The organism is Vibrio sp. 10N.286.51.E5 (assembly GCF_041469125.1).
In the GTDB taxonomy this organism is placed as follows: Bacteria; Pseudomonadota; Gammaproteobacteria; order Enterobacterales; family Vibrionaceae; genus Vibrio; species Vibrio crassostreae_C.
In genome coordinates, this window is record NZ_JBFRJZ010000050.1 from 34,011 (window position 1) to 51,706 (window position 17,696).

Annotated in this window: 21 protein-coding genes; 16 read left to right on the top strand and 5 right to left on the bottom strand. The window is 46.2% G+C overall.

The window, feature by feature from the left end; translation table 11 throughout:
* The first annotated feature begins 70 nt into the window (after positions 1-70).
* The 13 genes from AB4161_RS17625 (at position 71) to AB4161_RS17685 (ending at position 10,508) form a co-directional block, all read left to right on the top strand.
* Entirely contained in the window at positions 71-1,018 is a 948-nt protein-coding gene (locus AB4161_RS17625) for a YbgA family protein (protein WP_372083734.1), read from the top strand.
* A complete protein-coding gene (gene phrB / locus AB4161_RS17630; protein WP_372083735.1) occupies positions 1,015-2,430 on the top strand; it encodes a deoxyribodipyrimidine photo-lyase in 1,416 nt (471 codons plus the stop codon). Before AB4161_RS17625 ends, phrB begins: the two co-directional genes overlap by 4 nt.
* A gap of 14 nt (positions 2,431-2,444) precedes the next feature.
* Complete coding sequence (locus AB4161_RS17635; RefSeq protein ID WP_050647550.1) at positions 2,445-2,876, top strand: nuclear transport factor 2 family protein; 432 nt, start codon at positions 2,445-2,447, stop codon at positions 2,874-2,876.
* Positions 2,876-3,607, top strand: coding sequence for an SDR family NAD(P)-dependent oxidoreductase (locus AB4161_RS17640; RefSeq protein WP_017061282.1), 732 nt, complete (start codon positions 2,876-2,878; stop codon positions 3,605-3,607). Before AB4161_RS17635 ends, AB4161_RS17640 begins: the two co-directional genes overlap by 1 nt.
* Positions 3,608-3,609: 2 nt before the next feature.
* Entirely contained in the window at positions 3,610-4,881 is a 1,272-nt protein-coding gene (locus tag AB4161_RS17645) for an NAD(P)/FAD-dependent oxidoreductase (RefSeq protein ID WP_102428126.1), read from the top strand.
* Positions 4,878-5,684 (top strand): DUF1365 domain-containing protein, encoded by an 807-nt coding sequence (locus AB4161_RS17650; RefSeq protein WP_017061280.1) that lies wholly within the window; start codon positions 4,878-4,880, stop codon positions 5,682-5,684. Before AB4161_RS17645 ends, AB4161_RS17650 begins: the two co-directional genes overlap by 4 nt.
* A gap of 105 nt (positions 5,685-5,789) precedes the next feature.
* Entirely contained in the window at positions 5,790-7,070 is a 1,281-nt protein-coding gene (locus tag AB4161_RS17655) for a cyclopropane-fatty-acyl-phospholipid synthase family protein (RefSeq protein ID WP_017061279.1), read from the top strand.
* A complete protein-coding gene (locus tag AB4161_RS17660) occupies positions 7,048-7,569 on the top strand; it encodes a DUF2878 domain-containing protein (RefSeq protein WP_372083736.1) in 522 nt (173 codons plus the stop codon). Before AB4161_RS17655 ends, AB4161_RS17660 begins: the two co-directional genes overlap by 23 nt.
* A 3-nt stretch (positions 7,570-7,572) precedes the next feature.
* Positions 7,573-8,148 (top strand): chalcone isomerase family protein, encoded by a 576-nt coding sequence (locus AB4161_RS17665; protein WP_017061277.1) that lies wholly within the window; start codon positions 7,573-7,575, stop codon positions 8,146-8,148.
* Positions 8,145-8,687: a DUF3833 domain-containing protein gene (locus AB4161_RS17670; protein WP_017061276.1), complete on the top strand. Its 543-nt coding sequence runs from the start codon at positions 8,145-8,147 to the stop codon at positions 8,685-8,687. Before AB4161_RS17665 ends, AB4161_RS17670 begins: the two co-directional genes overlap by 4 nt.
* A 246-nt stretch (positions 8,688-8,933) precedes the next feature.
* Positions 8,934-9,197: a hypothetical protein gene (locus AB4161_RS17675; protein WP_017061275.1), complete on the top strand. Its 264-nt coding sequence runs from the start codon at positions 8,934-8,936 to the stop codon at positions 9,195-9,197.
* A 295-nt stretch (positions 9,198-9,492) separates the two neighbouring features.
* Positions 9,493-10,161: an SDR family NAD(P)-dependent oxidoreductase gene (locus AB4161_RS17680; protein WP_372083737.1), complete on the top strand. Its 669-nt coding sequence runs from the start codon at positions 9,493-9,495 to the stop codon at positions 10,159-10,161.
* 107 nt (positions 10,162-10,268) lie between these two features.
* Positions 10,269-10,508: an RNA-binding protein gene (locus AB4161_RS17685; RefSeq protein ID WP_017061273.1), complete on the top strand. Its 240-nt coding sequence runs from the start codon at positions 10,269-10,271 to the stop codon at positions 10,506-10,508.
* Between the two features lie 144 nt (positions 10,509-10,652).
* Here AB4161_RS17685 and AB4161_RS17690 read toward each other — a convergent pair whose 3' ends face one another.
* From AB4161_RS17690 to AB4161_RS17705, 4 genes are all read right to left on the bottom strand, one after another.
* Positions 10,653-10,997, bottom strand: a complete 345-nt coding sequence (locus tag AB4161_RS17690; protein WP_017061272.1) for a ribosome recycling factor family protein — start codon at positions 10,995-10,997, stop codon at positions 10,653-10,655.
* Positions 10,998-11,166: 169 nt separating this feature from the next.
* Entirely contained in the window at positions 11,167-11,634 is a 468-nt protein-coding gene (locus AB4161_RS17695) for an OsmC family protein (RefSeq protein WP_017065091.1), read from the bottom strand.
* 28 nt (positions 11,635-11,662) lie between these two features.
* Positions 11,663-12,055, bottom strand: coding sequence for a GFA family protein (locus AB4161_RS17700; protein ID WP_102320400.1), 393 nt, complete (start codon positions 12,053-12,055; stop codon positions 11,663-11,665).
* Between the two features lie 113 nt (positions 12,056-12,168).
* The gene (locus tag AB4161_RS17705) at positions 12,169-13,098 is read right to left on the bottom strand and encodes a LysR family transcriptional regulator (protein ID WP_102320399.1); all 930 of its coding nucleotides are present in this window, start codon (positions 13,096-13,098) and stop codon (positions 12,169-12,171) included.
* A gap of 173 nt (positions 13,099-13,271) precedes the next feature.
* Here AB4161_RS17705 and AB4161_RS17710 point away from each other — a divergent pair, with 173 nt between their 5' ends.
* The 3 genes from AB4161_RS17710 to AB4161_RS17720 all read left to right on the top strand — a co-directional run bounded on the left by AB4161_RS17710 (position 13,272) and on the right by AB4161_RS17720 (position 16,404).
* On the top strand, positions 13,272-13,955 hold the full coding sequence (locus tag AB4161_RS17710) for an SDR family oxidoreductase (protein ID WP_372083738.1): 684 nt from the start codon (positions 13,272-13,274) through the stop codon (positions 13,953-13,955).
* Between the two features lie 99 nt (positions 13,956-14,054).
* Positions 14,055-15,263, top strand: a complete 1,209-nt coding sequence (locus AB4161_RS17715; protein WP_372083739.1) for an MFS transporter — start codon at positions 14,055-14,057, stop codon at positions 15,261-15,263.
* Between the two features lie 52 nt (positions 15,264-15,315).
* Positions 15,316-16,404, top strand: a complete 1,089-nt coding sequence (locus AB4161_RS17720) for an alkene reductase (RefSeq protein ID WP_372083741.1) — start codon at positions 15,316-15,318, stop codon at positions 16,402-16,404.
* Between the two features lie 298 nt (positions 16,405-16,702).
* Here the strand turns inward: AB4161_RS17720 and rlmJ are convergent, their stop codons facing one another.
* Entirely contained in the window at positions 16,703-17,569 is an 867-nt protein-coding gene (rlmJ, locus tag AB4161_RS17725; protein WP_102320395.1) for a 23S rRNA (adenine(2030)-N(6))-methyltransferase RlmJ, read from the bottom strand.
* Positions 17,570-17,696 lie beyond the last annotated feature (127 nt).

Consider the following 17,696-nt stretch of genomic DNA (forward strand, 5'->3'; position numbering starts at 1 on the left):
GCTCTGTAAGTACGATTAGCAATGTTGAACTATAAGAAAAAGCTCAGAGCAAGAGCAAAGGAGTTGGCCAATGGAAAAGAAAATCAAAATCGGTATCAGTGCATGTGTTGCTGGACACAAAGTACGTTTCGACACAGGTCATAAACGCTCTCGTTTTTGTACAGACGACCTAGCAGACTACGTGGAATTGGAACCTGTTTGCCCAGAGATGGCTGTTGGTCTTCCAACCCCTCGTCCAACCATTCGTCAAACAAGAATGCTAGATGACATCATCCATGTTTCTCGCCCTGATGGCTCAGGTGATGTGACCAACGAACTGATCGAGTTCGGTCAAAACTACTCAAAGAAAAACCAACACATTGCTGGCTTTATTGTGTGTCAAAAAAGCCCAACCTGCGGCATGGAGCGCGTGAAGGTGTACCACCACCATGGTCGCGGCTCTGAATCGACAGGCATAGGCATGTTCACCCAACAAATTATGGACGGCAACCCGTTACTTCCCGTTGAAGAAAACGGCCGCCTTAACGATCCCATTTTGCGTGAAAACTTCATGACTCGAGTGTTCACTTACCAAAAATGGCTCGATCTTGTGGATGAAGGTGTGACCAAGCACAAACTGATTCAGTTCCACAGCGCCCACAAGTACCTCGTCATGTGTCACCACGTTGAGGGTTACAAAAGCTTAGGCAAACTGCTAGCGGGTAATGACTTAGAAATCGACGAATTGGCGGCTCAATACATCGAGGGCTTGATGACAGCATTGTCACATCACGCAAATCGAGGCAGTCACGCCAATACGCTGCATCATTTGCAGGGTTACTTTAAGAAACAACTGAGTAGCGCCCACAAACAAGAGTTGACCAACCAAATTGCAGCTTTTCGAGAAGGTGTTATCCCACTGTTAGTGCCGCTGACACTGATCAATCACTACCTGATGGAATACCCGAACGAATACCTAGAATCACAGGTTTACCTAAACCCGCACCCTCAAGAACTTAAACTGAGATACGGATATTGAGCGACATACTATGGATACGACGAGACCTGCGGATTCTCGATAACCCAGCGCTCGTCTCGGCAGTTGAAAACGGCGTAACAATCGCCGTTTTCATTTCAACTCCTCAAACGTGGCAGCAGCACCACCTTGCGCCAATCAAAGCTGATTTTATCTATCGTCATCTAAAACAACTCGATTCCCAGCTCGCTGAATTCGGCATAACGTTGCTTCACCTAAAAGCGACCGATTTTGACGACCAATCCAATCAACTCATCGATCTATGCCAGCAGCTTGATGCCAAGTGCGTCTACGCTAACTCTGAACCAGAGGTCGATGAACAAGCTCGCGATAAAAAGCTGATTTCAAGCGGCCTAAACCTGAAGATCAGCGATTGTGACGTTATGCTGCCACTCGGTAGCGTTCTCAACAAACAAGGCGAGATGTTCAAAGTCTTTACGCCCTTTAAGAACGCTTGGTTAAAAGAAGTTCAGGTGAAAGGCATCATCTGCAGTCCAGCTCCTGTCGAGTCAGCTGAACGTTCACAAACACAGCTTCCTGACGACTTACAAGCCTTAACCCTCTCTGCTGACTATGATTTCGATTTTCCGCGTGTTGATTCGAGTCGCTGGCCATTAAGCCAAGATGTATTGGGCAATGTGATCCCCAATTTCTTAGGCAATAAAGTCAACGACTACGCACGTCTGAGAGATATTCCCTCAGTTAAAGGAACATCGGGGCTATCACCTTATTTAGCGATTGGCGCCGTGAGCCCACGTTGGTTAGCGATTCAATTGATTCAGCAGCAACCCGATCTGTTATTTGATACGCAATTACCGGCCTTTTGTTGGCTCAATGAATTGATTTGGCGAGATTTTTATAAGCATTTGATGTTCCACCACCCTAAACTGGTCAAAGGTGCTAACTTTCAGCAAAAATACAATGGTTTAGATTGGTATCACGATCATCCTAGCTTCAAAGCTTGGTGCGAAGGAAAAACAGGATATCCATTGGTTGATGCCGCAATGCGTCAACTGGTTGAAACGGGCTGGATGCACAACAGACTAAGAATGGTGGTGGCAAGCTTCCTAACCAAGCACCTGCTTATTGACTGGCGTTGGGGCGAGCGTTTCTTTATGTCGCACCTTATCGACGGAGACTTTAGTGCCAACAATGGTGGCTGGCAGTGGGCTTCAAGTACTGGCTGTGATGCTCAACCTTACTTCCGAATTTTCAATCCAATCACTCAGAGTGAAAAGTTTGATCCAAAAGGAATTTTTATTCGTAAGTACATACCAGAGCTGCAAAATATCCCAGATAAGCATGTACATTTCCCACATGACTTTATCGCTAAAAACGGAATAGACAGCGAATACTGGCAACCCATCGTTGAGCATAAAGAAGCACGATTGAGAGCCTTAGCCTTCTTCAAATAATTAGAGTGAATATTATGGATAACTCTCTATGGCTTGATAACTTTCTCAACATGTATCGAGAACTCGGAACCGACAATTTCGACGTGCTTAAGACGGTTTATCACCCTGATATTGAATTCCAAGATCCGCTGCATCATGTCAGCGGTATTTCGGCGCTTACGCACTACTTCGAGAACCTCTACACCCAAGTAACCAGCTGTTACTTTCATATCGAACACACTTTCGAAGCGAACGACGAAGCTTCCGTTTACTGGACGATGCAATTTGCTCACAAGCAATTAAATGGGCAAAAGCCAATCGAAGTACAAGGACACAGCCATCTCAAGATGCTCGACGGTCAAGTGATTTACCACAGAGACTACCTCGACGTCGGTTCTATGTTGTATGAACACATTCCAGTACTGGGCTGCGCGATAAAATCCATCAAAAAGAGAGCGAGTCGATAATGCGTATTATGATTACAGGCGCGACCTCAGGTATCGGCCAATCCCTAGCTAAAGATTACGCTCAGCAAGGGCATCAGGTGATTGCTTGTGGCCGCAACTCAGACAAGCTGCAAGCCTTAGTTGACTCGCACGAGACAGACGTCGCGCATTCATCAATTTCACCGCTCTGTTTCGATCTGACTGATTACCACAACTTCCCAGAACTCGACCAAGACAAGCCGCTCGATCTGCTGATTTTAAATGCGGGTGATTGTGAGTACATCGACGACCCAGTGAATTTTGATGCCGAGCTTTTTGAGCGCGTCATCAACATAAACCTAATTTCAATTGGCTACGCCCTTAAAGCTTGGTTAAAAAACATCAAGCCCGGCGGCCGTTTGGTTTTAGTCAGCTCCAGCGCCAGCTTTTTACCTTTGCCAAGAGCCGAGGCTTATGGCGCTTCAAAGGCAGCCCTCACCTACTTAGGCAGAACACTTTCGGTTGATCTGGCAACGCACAACATTCATGTCTCAATTGTGCACCCTGGCTTTGTTGAAACGCCATTAACCGAGCGAAATACGTTCTCTATGCCTATGATTATTAGTAGTGAGGCCGCAACTCAGCGAATCGTAAATGGTATCGCTCAAGGAAAGAGTGAAATTGATTTCCCAAGACGATTCATCATGTTGATGAAGCTACTAAGAATGCTTCCAACTCCAGTTTGGCAAAAACTCGCTTCAAGGATGGTATAACAATGAAGAAAATCGCCATTATTGGTTCAGGTATCTCTGGACTCACTTGCGCGCATATATTAGATAAGCACCACGACGTAACAGTATTCGAAAAGAATGATTACGTTGGGGGGCACACCGCGACCGTTGATATTGAACATCAAGGCTCGGCGTTTTCGATAGATACAGGTTTCATCGTATTCAACGATCGAACCTACCCGAATTTCAATCAGCTTCTAGAACAACTCGATGTCGAAAGGCAACCGACTGAGATGAGCTTCAGCGTCCACAACACGACGACCAAGTTTGAATACAACGGCCACAGCATTAATTCGTTATTCGCGCAGAGGAGCAACATCTTCAAACCTCAGTTCTGGTCTTTAGTGTCTGACATTCTCAAGTTCAACAAACTGTGTAAGGCTCAGTTTGAAAGCAATGAATTCACACCAGACGTTACCCTCGGCAGCTTCCTACGCGATAATCAATTTTCCGACTTTTTCAGCCAGCACTATATCCTACCGATGGGCGCGGCGATTTGGTCGACAAGCTTGGAAGAGATGGAAGAGTTTGAGCTCAAGTTCTTCATTCAGTTTTTCTACAACCATGGATTGCTCGATATCGCGAACCGTCCTCAGTGGTATGTGATTCCAAAGGGATCGCGTTCTTATGTTGAAATCATCCTTTCACGCCTAAGTAAGACTGTTGCACTGAATACATCGATTAAACAAGTGACTCGCCAAGAAACAGGCGTCACGATTGAATTTGAAGATGGCAGCGCACAAGGTTTCGACGAAGTAATATTTGCCTGCCACTCAGACCAAGCCTTACGCTTGCTTGGTGATGCAACAGAACAAGAGCAACAGGTACTGGGCGAGATCCCATACAGCCGCAATGAAGTGGTTCTGCACACCGATACTCGCTTGTTACCAGACAGAAAACTGGCTTGGGCAAGCTGGAACTACATGTTGGATGGCGACAGTAAACGACCTGCCTGTGTCACGTACAACATGAACATTCTGCAAGGCATCGAAAGCCAAGACACCTTCTGTGTCACCTTGAATCAAAGCGAAGCCATCGACCCAGAAAAAATTATTCGCAGCTTTGTTTATCATCACCCGGTACTTAATTCGAACACGGTCGAAGCTCAGCACAAGCGTGAGCAAATCTGTGGCAAAAACCAGACGCACTTTGCTGGCGCTTATTGGTATAACGGCTTCCATGAAGACGGTGTCCACAGTGCACTCGATGTGACCAAACGCTTCGGTTTAGATTTGAGTACGAGTTCCGCGCTATGAACAGTCAAACCCTGACACCCGAGATGGGGATCGCATCCGAAAAGAGTGAAGAGCTCAGCGGTATCTATTGGGGTAACGTCAGACATCGCCGCTTTGGCGACATCACTCATGAGTTCAGCTATCAGCTGTATATGATGGGGTTAGATCTTGATGAGCTGCCCCAAACCACAGCGCGCAGTGCGCTGTTCGGAACTCGTTGGTACAACCCGATTCGCTTTGTCGAATCGGATTATCTCGCTGAAAAAAAAGAAAATGTCACCACGGATGAACCAAAATCACTTAAGCAACGTATAGCTTCCAAAGTGCAACAACTTGGTGGGGTTTGGTCTGATTCAAACCGTGTGACGATGCTGGCTCAGTGCCGCTGTTTAGGCATCTACTTCAGCCCAATCAACTGTTTCTTCTGTTATGACGAGACTGGAGATTGTAAGTACATGTTGGCTGAGGTGAGTAACACGCCTTGGCGAGAAAGACACTACTATCTCATCGACATGCACCAAGAATTGAAGGTAAAAAAAGAGTTTCACGTTTCGCCGTTCATGGATTTGAACATGACTTATTTTTGGAAGATTAAGCCACCAGCGAAACGCACGTTAGTTCACATCGAAAGCCGCCGAGACGACAAGCTTTTCGATGCGACACTAGCCCTGACGAAGCAGTCAGTAACCAAGACAAACATTAGACGAACGGTATTCAAGATTCCGGCGATGACGATCAAAGTCGTGATGGGAATTTATTATCAGGCTCTCAAATTATTCCTGAAAAAAGTACCGTTTGTGGCGCATCCAGACTCAACATCTTAAGCGCTTAAAACAGAAATCATTTCTAGCTTGGGTTCGCTCCAATCAAGGAGCTGAACTCAGCTTAGTTGGCACAAAATATTAGAATGAGTTATCAGCGAGGTTCACATGGAACAGCTTGCCAAACAAAACAACAATATTGAACAACAAGCTAAAGCCGTTGCTGTTTCAAGCAACTGTAAATATCGAGCTTTAATCTTCAAGGTGTTAGAAAGCCTGCAATTCGCGACGCTCGAGATCATTGAGCGCGACCAGCATTCGGTGTTCGGTGATCGAGAAGCAGACTTGAAAGGTCGAATCGTGATTCATGATGCGACCTTTTTTAGAGATGTGGTCATCAATGGCAGCATTGGGGCATCTGAAGCCTATATCGATGGTAAATGGACCAGCCCAAACCTCACGCGTGTGATTCAAATCATGGCTCGTAACCAAGCCCAATTGGATGAGCTTGATGACAAGACACAATGGATTTCTCGCATCAAAAACCTATTGCTGCGCCGTAAGAATGCCAACACCGAGCAAGGCTCTAAGCGAAATATTCTCGCCCACTACGATATTGGCAACGAGCTGTATGAGCGCTTCTTAGATAGCTCGATGCAGTACTCTTCCGCAATCTACAGCGAAGACGCAGAAACCTTGTCGAAGGCTCAACAAAACAAAATGAAAACCATCTGTGAGCGACTAGAACTGTCTGAGAAAGATAGCGTGGTCGAGATAGGCACAGGGTGGGGCGGCTTAGCCATCTTCATGGCGCAACACTACGGTTGCCACGTCACCACTACCACGATCTCAGATGCCCAACATGCACTTGCTGAACAGAGAGTAAAAGCGCTTGGTTTAACCGACAAAATCACCCTGCTCAAAGAGGATTATCGCAATCTCACTGGTGAGTATGACAAGTTGGTTTCGATCGAGATGATAGAGGCGGTCGGACATGAGTATCTACAAACCTTCTTTGAAAAATGTTCCTCGCTACTTAAGCCCTCAGGCAAGATGCTGATTCAAGCAATTACTATTGCTGACAGCCGTTACGACAAATACCGCAAAGGTGTCGACTTTATTCAGAAGTACATCTTCCCCGGCGGTTGCCTACCTTCTGTTTCAGTGATGACCCAACACCTTGCGACCAGCACCGACCTTGTGGTTCAAGAAATTGATGACATTGGCCTGCACTACGCTCGAACGCTGAATGATTGGAACATCGCCTTTGAAAATAGTTGGGAAGAGCTAGAGTCTCTCGGCTATTCAGAAGAGTTTAAACGCTTATGGACCTTCTACTTCTGCTACTGTGAAGGCGCATTCAAAGAGCGCGTGATCAGCACTCACCATGTAGTCGCAAGAAAACCTCGTTACTTTGGAGAAAAAGATGAAGCGGTTTTGGATTATTAATCTCGTACTGTTTCAAGCGACCTGGGTTTGCAGTGCTTTCTTTACCGCGCAAGCCCCGTTCGTCACACCACTGATTGTAGTGGTTCACTTCCTTCTATCACCGACTCGCAGTAGCGATTTGAAGATACTCATTTTATTACCATTGGGGCTATTGCTTGATAGCCTCTTACTCCACTTCGGCGTGTTTGCCGTCGACTTTGAAATTGCGAATCAATCGTGGTTCCCGGTGTGGCTTGTCTGCCTGTGGATCATATTCTTAATCAGTTTTAACCACAGCCTAAATTGGCTTTTAAAATGCTCGAAAGTGATCTTGTTTGTCATAGGGTTCGTAGCAGGTACTAGTAGTTATTGGGGAGGCATCAAAGCAGGTGCTCTTCTTACTACTTGGCCAGATGCATCGGTAGTTGCTGCCCTTGCAATAAGTTGGGGGATTTTGTTGCCCTTACTGGTGGCCGCCTACTCCAACTTAATACAACCTAAAATGGCAATAACGAGGTGACTTATGGCTTATCCACGCAACCCGACACAAACGTTCAAACCTGAGCGAGGTATTGTTCGCGCTCATCAGCAAGCAAAAAACACACTTCTAAGCTTTATTACTCTCCCGTTAATCTTTGCTGCGCTGTTATTTGCCGGACACGCTAGAGCCTCTGCTGTCGATGATCTGAACAAACGTGGTGAGGGTGAAATGAGTTACCTGTTTTGGACTCTCTACTCGGCAGAATTCTACGCGACTCCAACCAACTCCGAACGAGCTTTGAAGCTTGAGTATTACCGCTCTATCGATAGCAAAGACCTCGTAGACGCTACCGAAGATCAGTGGAACAAGCTTGGCTACTCTGACAGCAACATTCAACGTTGGTTGAAACCCTTGTACGCGATGTGGCCGAACGTGGAAGAAGGAAGCACACTCACGATTCGTGTCGCTGAAGATAACGTAAGTCGTTTTTATTTCGATGAACAACCGATCGGCACCATCCAAGACAAGCAATTTGGTGAAGCCTTTCTAGCGATTTGGTTGTCTGAAAACACCTCTGAACCCGGTCTTCGTAAACAACTTTTAGGTTTGAACAAATGAATCCAAAAACAACAATAATAAAATTTGCTCTGGCATTCTTTTCACTCACTTGGCTAGTGGGCTGTGGCTCTGCAAGTTTAGAAGACCATGTCGACACTACGCCAGAGCTCAAGCTTGAAACCTTTTTTAATGGCGAGCTAATGGCCTACGGCATGGTGCTAGACCGCTCTGGTAACTTACTGCGCCGCTTTGATGCCAAACTGATCGCGACTTGGGACGGTGACAACGGAGAAATAAAAGAGTGGTTCTCTTTTGCTGATGGCGAGCGCTCAACTCGCGTTTGGAATCTAATCAAAACGGGCGAAAACACCTATTCTGGGACTGCCAACGATGTCGTTGGAACCGCTTATGGTGAAACCCAAGGTTCTGCGCTGTATTGGAAATATGACTTAGAGATTGAAGTAGACGGCAGCACCTATGAAGTGGTGCTCGATGATTGGATGTTCTTAATGGACGATAAACGCTTGTTCAACAAGACTGAGATGTCTAAGTTTGGCTTTAAAGTCGGAGAGGTCATCTTATACATCGAGAAGATTTGATGTAACTGCCGTTTCTGATTCTTAGTTTTAAAACGATGACTACATCTACAGTACGTAACAAAACAGCCCACAACGAAAATTGTGGGCTGTTTTGTTTGATCCCTCGAATAGCATACCTGCATGCTCAAGCCATTGTGCTAAGATGCGCCACCAGCATACAAATGGACTAGACTGACACTAAGCAGTCCCCATTTGTTTCGCTAAGCGTAGATTCCCTACCATGAATAATTGAAAAGGCTTTAAAGCATGAGCAAGTTGACCTCAGCGGAGCGTAAAGCTCGCGACAATGAACGTTTCTCACAACGCGTAAACGACCGCAGAGAAAAAGGTGAAGACGTAGTTGCTTACGCACTGACCAACAAAAAAGCTGTAAAATTCCTGACTAAGTCAGAGAAAAAACGTTTCAACGAAACGAGAGCGACTCTGCAAGAAGAGAAGCGAGTGAAAGAACAAGAAGAGCTTAACCGAATCGAAGACGCGTTCACGATCAAACAGTTCGACGACGAATAATCACTTATGATTACTCAAAAGCGCTGGCTCTATGCCGGCGCTTTTACTTGTTAGTTCGTTGTTTTTTAACGCTGTTATTTCTTGCTAAACCCGTCGATTCTTAACGGCTTTCCCCCACTCTCTTAGCTCAGCCTTACCGCTCGACCGATCACCCAAGCTATTAACCTATCAACCTATCAACCTATCAACCTATCAACCTATCAACCAGGCTATCGATCAACTTTAGCCATAGATCTCAGAAAATCTTAGCCTAGCCCCTTACTATCTCGAATCAACTCTACAAATTGAAGACAGTATGATTTTAATTACCGGATCAAGCAGCGGTTTAGGCGCAGCTCTCGCGAAACAATATGCTAACGCCGACGCTCAGCGCGTAGCCATTACAGGTCGCAATGCACAACGTTTAGCAGAAGTGGCGCAAGGCCTACCTGCGAATACCATTAGCCAAGCGTGTGATCTCTGTGACCCGCACTCAGTGAGCGAGTTATTGGATGCGTTACCTGAAATGCCGAAGCTGGTGATCCACAGCGCTGGCAGTGGGTACTTCGGTAAGATAGAACAGCAAGATCCAACCATCATCAGCGACATGCTGAAGAACAATATCGAGTCTTCGATCTTTTTGATTCGCGAGCTTGTGCAGCGCTACAAAGATCAATCGGTCACCATTGCAGTGGTGATGTCGACGGCGGCCCAAGGTGCTAAAGCGGAAGAGTCCACCTACTGCGCGGCAAAATGGGCCGTGAAAGGCTTTATCGAATCGGTGAGGTTGGAGCTAAAAGGTCACCCGATGAAAATCGTGGCGGTTTACCCTGGAGGAATGGCGACCGAGTTTTGGAATACAAGCGGTAAAGACATGGATACCTCGAGCTTTATGACCGCGCAAGAAGCCGCTCAGATGCTACAACAGGCGTTGACCAGCACAGAGCATGGCTTCGTATCAGACATCACGATAAACCGCGGCTAGTGCTTAGATAGAGCTACAAGGAAATAGAGCCGCGAGACAATTATTTGTGAGGGTGAGCATGAAAGTGTGCGACAATGCTCGGCGTAAATTCATATTCAAGGTTTATTATGAAACTTCTAGTTCGTAACCTATCGCGCTCTACATCTGAGCAAGACATCCGTGTGCTATTTTCTGAGTTTGGCTCAGTAAAAGAGTGCAGCCTAGTTTTAGACCAAGAAACTGGCGACTCAAAAGGCTTTGCTTTTGTTGAAATGCCAGAGCAAGAAGAAGCTAAAGCGGCACTAAACAAGCTGAACTTGTCAAAGCTTGGCAAAAACACGATTCGTGTAAAAGTAGCGAACTCTTAATCGAGTCAATGCTTCATAAGCCGCATGGCTTAGCTTAACAGCAGCACAGATGATAAAGCCCGTAACGATATGACGTTTTCCAGCGCAATATCGTTACGGGCTTTTTGCTGCTCGCAATTCTCTTTTCACACAATTTGAATACGCCTACAGACCTTCATGTTCATCAATAGCACGTCTTGCTTCGGCCATTGAACATCCAGATTCCATCACCAGCTGAGCCACAGTCATTGAAGGTGTAGCGGCCAACAGAGATGCCAAACACACCACGGGTTTAGGCAGCACTTTGTCGATTGCAATTGCTATCCAACCGTCTTTTTCATGGGTTAACATCGTTTTAAATTCAACGAGTTGATACTCTTGAGCGACCAACAGCCAATTACGCGAACGACGAACTCGTTTCAACTGACATCCACATTCCGCAGCATTCACCATCACTTGGCTTTTATCACTCACACGATGTACAAAACTATTCAATGGGACGCTAAACATAACTCTCTGCTAATCAATCTATTCCTACCATTCAAGAGCTCTCTACCTATCTCTCAAAACTTTCTAACTGTCACTCAATTAAAACCGTACGTAGGATTACACAGACACAAAAAAACCGCCAGTGATGCACTAAGCAACCTCGCGGTTTTTGGATGTTAACGTGTGTGGTTTACGCTTTAGTTTCTACCACAATGTCCGTTTTTACCGAGTTCGCGATAAAGCAGTTTTTGTGCGCCAAGTGGTGCAGTTTGTCGAGCTGCTTGGCGGTGGGCTTTTTGGTACCTAAAAACACAATTTTAGGGCGCAGAGTCACCTTAGTGACCGATGAGCGGCCAGATTCATCTTCTTCCAGCACACCAATCGCATCATCGACATAGGAGTCGATCACGTACTTCTGCTTTGCGGCAATGCCCAAAAACGTCAGCATATGGCAGCTAGAAAGTGCCGCGATAAACGCTTCTTCTGGATCAACATTCGCTTCCACCGAAAACGGCAGTGGCACAACATGTGGAGAGGACGAAGCAGGCACAGTGACACCACCATCGAACTCCCACGTATGACCTCGACTGTATTGATTGTCGCTAAAGACTTCATCTTCTGCTTTTTTCCAGCGAATGATCGCTCCGTATTCAGACATAATTCCTTCCTTTTTTATGCTCAATAAATTAACGATCAGCTGGATGATTGACACCATCGTTGGTCACCACATCACCAATATCAAAAGGGTTCACCCCTTCCAAACAACCAATATTGAACCCGTATTCATTTGGGCTAGAGCGACGTTGATGGTGGGTATAGATACCGCAGTTTGAGCAAAAGTAGTGCTTCGCGGTGTTGGTATTGAATTGATATAACTTGAGATGCTCGGCACCTTTGAGGATCTTGATACCATCCAACGCAACAGAACCAACAATCGCGCCTTTTCGACGACAGATAGAGCAATCGCAGCGACGTGGTTTTTCTATCCCGTTAGGTAAGCTGAACTCTAGTTCAACCGCACCGCAATGGCAGGTTGCCTTGTGAAAAGGTTGGATAACCGTATCTCCGACGACTTTCATTTTTCTCTCCAATCACATCCTTATGTTGGTCGTATCATAACCAGTTCAATGTTCTCTGTCCGTACCCGGGTGTTGAGTTCGAGAGATCTGTCATGCGCTGCTTCTCGGCTAATCTAACTAGACTTTTCAACCAAATCGCCAAACCGCTCAAACAAGAAATCAAGAAACAACCGGATACGCTTGGGCTGATATTTCTTGCTGATGTACACCACATTCAAATCGGCACTCGACACCGACATCGCGGTGTTGAAGTTCTTCATGTAGCCATTAAGCAGCGTCACAAGGCGCTGGTTATTGATGTCGCCTTGCACATCCAGTACCGATTTAAGAGCAATGCCCTCGCCTTTTAATGCCCAGTAGCGAATCACTTCGCCATCGTCTGAAAATCGCTTTGGAACAACAGTAATCGACTTCTTCATATCATGATCTTGGAAGTGCCATGTCTTGAGCTCTTCATTGCTGCGCAGCATAGCTAAACAATCGTGATCAACCAAATCTTGTGGTGTTAACGGTGTTCCATGCTTGGCAAGATATTCAGGAGAAGCACACAGCACACGTCGGCTTGGTGACAAGCGTCTGGATATCAAACTGCTGTCGACCAATTCACCATAACGGACCACGATATCCATGCCAGATTCAGCAATGTTCGAGAGGTTATCGTTCAAGTAGAGGTAAGGGATCACGTCGGGATATTGCTGACAGAACTCAGAGAGAATCGGAAGAATGTACTGCTTTCCGATGTCTTTCGGCGCGGCGATTTTGAGTGGACCTTTGACCTCTTTGACGCCATTTTGGATCAGGTTTTCGGCCTCACTGACATTATCCAATATCTCCAGACACGCCTTGTGATACAGCTCGCCAGAGTCGGTTAAAGACACATGGCGCGTACTTCGATTCAACAACTTCACACCATATCGCTCTTCCAGCGCTTGAAGCCTTGCTGTCATGGTCGCAGGTGATAAACCCAGTTCGCGCCCAGCCGCAGCTAACCCATGATGCTTAACAATGCTCACGAACATCGCCATATCTGAAAACTTATCCATACGATTCTCGCTTCCGTCTCTTCGTCTTACTTCTCGATCTTAATGCTCGATCTGAATACTCAGCGACACTATTCAGATTAACCGAATAATGAATTTATATTTTAACCAATTATCAAATTTAGTCGAATAAATATAATGACAAACATCAACAGAACAACGCAGGAATTCAGAGCATGACTAACGAATCGACTAATCAAGAGCAACGCACTTTCGTCATCATTGGTGGCACATCAGGCATCGGTAAAGCACTCGCGATGAAATTGAGAAACGAAAACAACACAGTACACATTGCCAGCCGACACACCGGCGTTGATATCAGCAATGAGAAATCGGTTTGTGAATACTTCGAATCGATCGGTGCATTTGATCACTTGGTGATAACCGCGGGTTCATACGCCCCCGCAGGAAAAGTGACAGACGTTGCTATCGCAGACGCAAAAGCAGCATTTGATACCAAGTTTTGGGGAAGCTTAAACGTAGCCAAGCACGCCGCACGTTACATGACTCCAAACGGCTCAATCACGCTAACCACGGGCATGCTGTCACGCAAAGTGGTTGCTGGTACTTACGTAAAAACCGCGATTAATGCCGCGCTAGAGAGCGTAACTAAGGTACTTGCCAAAGAGCTATCACCGATTCGAGTCAACGCGGTCAGCCCCGGCCTTACGGTGACCGAGGCTTACAAAAACATGGATGATTCAGCTCGTACAAGCATGTACGACAACGCGAAAAACAACCTACCAGCAGGCAAAGTCGGAGAGGCTAAAGATATCGCAATGGGCTATCTATTCGCGATTAACAACCCATACGTAACGGGGTCAATCATCGACATCGATGGCGGTGCTCTACTCGGCTAACACTTCGCAAAGAAGCAAAGAAGCAAAGAAGCAAAGAACAATCGTTAGGGCGTGTATCTAAACGTCCTAACAAACAAGAATTAACACAGGTATTTCACTATGAAACCAGAAGCGATCCATAAAGAAAAGATCCCATTCCAAGTTTGGATACTGACACTCGCAGCTTTTGCCATCGGCACCGCTGAGTTTGTTATCGCAGGCATCCTTCCACAAATTGCCACATCCCTTTCGATCACCGAAGGTCAAGCCGGCTACCTAATCAGTGCTTACGCATTGGCTATCGTTATTGGTGGCCCGATCTTAACCATCTACCTCGCACGTTTTAACAAGAAGATGGTACTGATTGGCTTAATGGCTTTGTTCATCATCGGCAATATCTTGTCAGCCTTAGCTCCTAGCTACCCACTTCTACTTGCAAGCCGCGTTATCGCAGGTTTAGTGCAAGGTCCTTTCTATGGCATAGGTGCAGTTGTCGCGACCAATTTAGTGTCTGAGAAAATGGCAGGTCGTGCTGTTGGTCAGATGTTCGCTGGCTTAACGCTCGCTAACGTTCTTGGGGTTCCCGCAGGAACTTGGGTGAGCTTGCAATTCGGTTGGCACACCACTTTCTTTACCGTGGCAGCACTTGGCACCATCGCCATGATTTCAATCTTAACGTCAATAAAATCTTCAGGTCACAGCGAAGCGAAAGACATCAAAACTCAGCTGTTGGCATTCAAAAATCCAATGCTTCTCATCAGCTTGGCGATCACCGCTTTTGCTTGGTCTGGCTTCATGACGCTTTACGGCTACCTTGCGCCTATCGCCATGCACATCACGGGTTACGGTCAAGAGTCTGTTACTTGGATCTTAGTGATTGTGGGTGTCGGCTTAATTATCGGTAACACCTTGGGCGGTCGCTCTTCAGATAAAAATCTAGGCAAAGCTTCAATGTATTGGGCAGTCGCGATGATCGCTTCACTGATTGTGGTAGGCCTAGTGGTAGACAACAAAATCCTATTCGTTGCAGCTGCATTTGTCTTTGGTATTGCATCATTTGCGAACGTTCCCGCTATGCAACTTCGAGTGATGAACCACGGTGGCGAAGGCCAAGAGTTAGCAGCAACCGCCAATATCTCAGCGTTTAACCTAGCGAATGCCTTCGGTGGCTTCCTAGGCGGCATGGTACTCGACAGCCAACTAGGCGCAGGAATGATTCCATTCGCAGCCTTTGTTGTCCCAGTGATTGGTTTGTTGCTTATTGCGAAAGCCAACCGAGCTGAAAAGCCACAAAACGACTCTATCTTCAGCCCTGCGGAATCGAAATAGTGACCACCGCACGCTAAATCAATCAATACATTACCGACACAAGGTAAATACCATGAGCAAATTATTCGAAACAGCAGAACTCAAAGATCTAGAACTACAAAACCGTGTGGTTATGGCGCCCATGACTCGCGCTCGCACAAGCCAACCTGGAAACGTGCCAAATGAAATGATGGCGACTTACTACCAACAACGTGCCAGTGCAGGGCTCATCATCACTGAAGCGACACAAATCTCAGATGACTCTCAAGGGTACTTATTCACACCCGGCGTTTACACAAGCGAACAAGTGAAAGGCTGGCAAGGTGTCACCTCTGCCGCTAAAGAACAAGGCGCAGCGATATTCTGCCAACTATGGCATGTGGGGCGCGTGTCTCATCCAACCTTTCAAAAAGGCGAGTTGCCGATTGCACCTTCAGCACTGGCTCCGGTAGAAACTCAGGTTTGGATCTCTGATGAGAATGGAAACGGCAACATGGTGGATTGCATTCAACCAAGAGAAATGACCCAAGCCGATATAGATCGTGTGGTTCAAGATTTTACTGAATCAGCAAAAAAAGCGGTCGAGGCAGGGTTCAATGGCGTGGAAATCCACGGTGGTAATGGCTACCTTATCGATCAATTCTTAAGAACTAATTCGAACAAGCGCACCGACAACTACGGTGGTAGCCGCGAGAACCGACTTCGCTTTCTAATCGAAGTGGTGGATGCAGTCATTGAAGCAATTGGTGCTGATAAGGTGGGCGTTCGTTTAGCCCCGTTCATCACCTTCAAAGACATGAACTGCCCAGACATCGTGCCAACGATTCTAGAGGCATCAAAGGCACTGCAAGCTCGTGACATCGCTTATTTGCACCTTTCAGAAGCCGATTGGGATGACGCACCGGTTATCCCTGAAAGCTTCCGAATTGAGCTAAGAGAGTTGTTCTCTAACACCATCATCGTCGCTGGCAGTTACACACCAAAACGCGCCGAAGAAGTGTTAAGCAAAGGCTACGCCGACCTTGTCGCATTTGGTCGCCCATTCGTTGCGAATCCAGATCTCGTTTCACGCCTACAAAACGGCAGTGAACTATCCGATCTTGATGGCGCCACTCTGTTCGGCGGCAACGAAAAAGGCTACATCGATTATCCAGTGTTGTAGTGAATCTTAAATTGATAGAACTGCCTTAGATTTTCCTTCAGGCAAAAGAAAGGCTCGCATGACTAGTGCGAGCCTAATGCAGTTTAGGGGGTAAACCACAATCTGATATTAATCTGGGACTAATTATTTAACTTATGAGCCATTATGCACTTGTGCGCATTGATATTCTATTTTTAAATGATTCACTGCAATTAATCAATCGATAAAAGTTAGCGTTTGGTCAATTTAAACCACATAGATAACAGTGGTTTAGTTAGTGATGTCTAGAAAACCATCATAAAACCCATAAAAATCAGATCTATAAGCTTCTCATTTGCCAGTAGCCTTCACCATTAGTGGCGAGTTGGCTGTGTAAATAATCGAGCGTATCTGCGACCGTTCCCGCAATGCCTTGTGGTGGATTGAACAACAGCAAACCACTGCCGATCAGGCGATCATCACCCTTGGGCTCTCTAAGGCGAAGTTCCGACTTGATCGGACTTGGTAGCAAGCCATCTTTTACCGCTGTCACGCAGTGGTTCAAAATCAGTGAGCTCTTATCATCCGTGTAAAGCGGGTACCAAATTAATGCTGATACCTTCTCAGACTGCTGATACGCCTTAACCAAGGCATCAATCACCGCGAGATATTCAGAATCGGTTTCATAGGGTGGGTCGATAACAATCAGATGGTGGTTGTCATGTTTAGCAACGTCATCAGGTAACGCTTTGAGCCCGTCGCCTGCGGTGATAGTTAGCTTACTTGAGACATCAAGATCGCGTTGCAGCTTCTCAATATTGGTTTGTAATAAGTCGGCTTCATCTTGCTGAATGTCTGAAAAATAGAAGCTATCTTGGCTGCGGCCTTGTTGGTAGGTGATGGCTGCAGAACCCGGATAGAGAGAGATAAGTTGGTTCGGATTGTAGTATTCCAGCACCGACATAAAAGAAGCGAATGCCGGAGGAAGATAAGCCTTGTTTCGCCACAAGTACCCAACCCCTTCAGCAAACTCACCAGCATGATTACTTGGTGCAGTGTTGAGGTCATAACACCCTGTACCAGAGTGGGTGTCGATAACATTGAGGCGTGAATGTTGCTGCATTAATGACTGAACAAGTGCACTCAATACTGGATGCTTTAGCGCATCACCATGGTCGCCTACATGACATTGATGTCGATATTCCATTCCCTTGCCTCATTTCTACGAACGTCATCTAAACATACTTCATATCATGAGGGCTTGCCTGCTCAATCCATCGTTTTTTGAAATAGGCTCTCTTTTCTGTAACTGTTTGACTCTTATAAAAAATAAA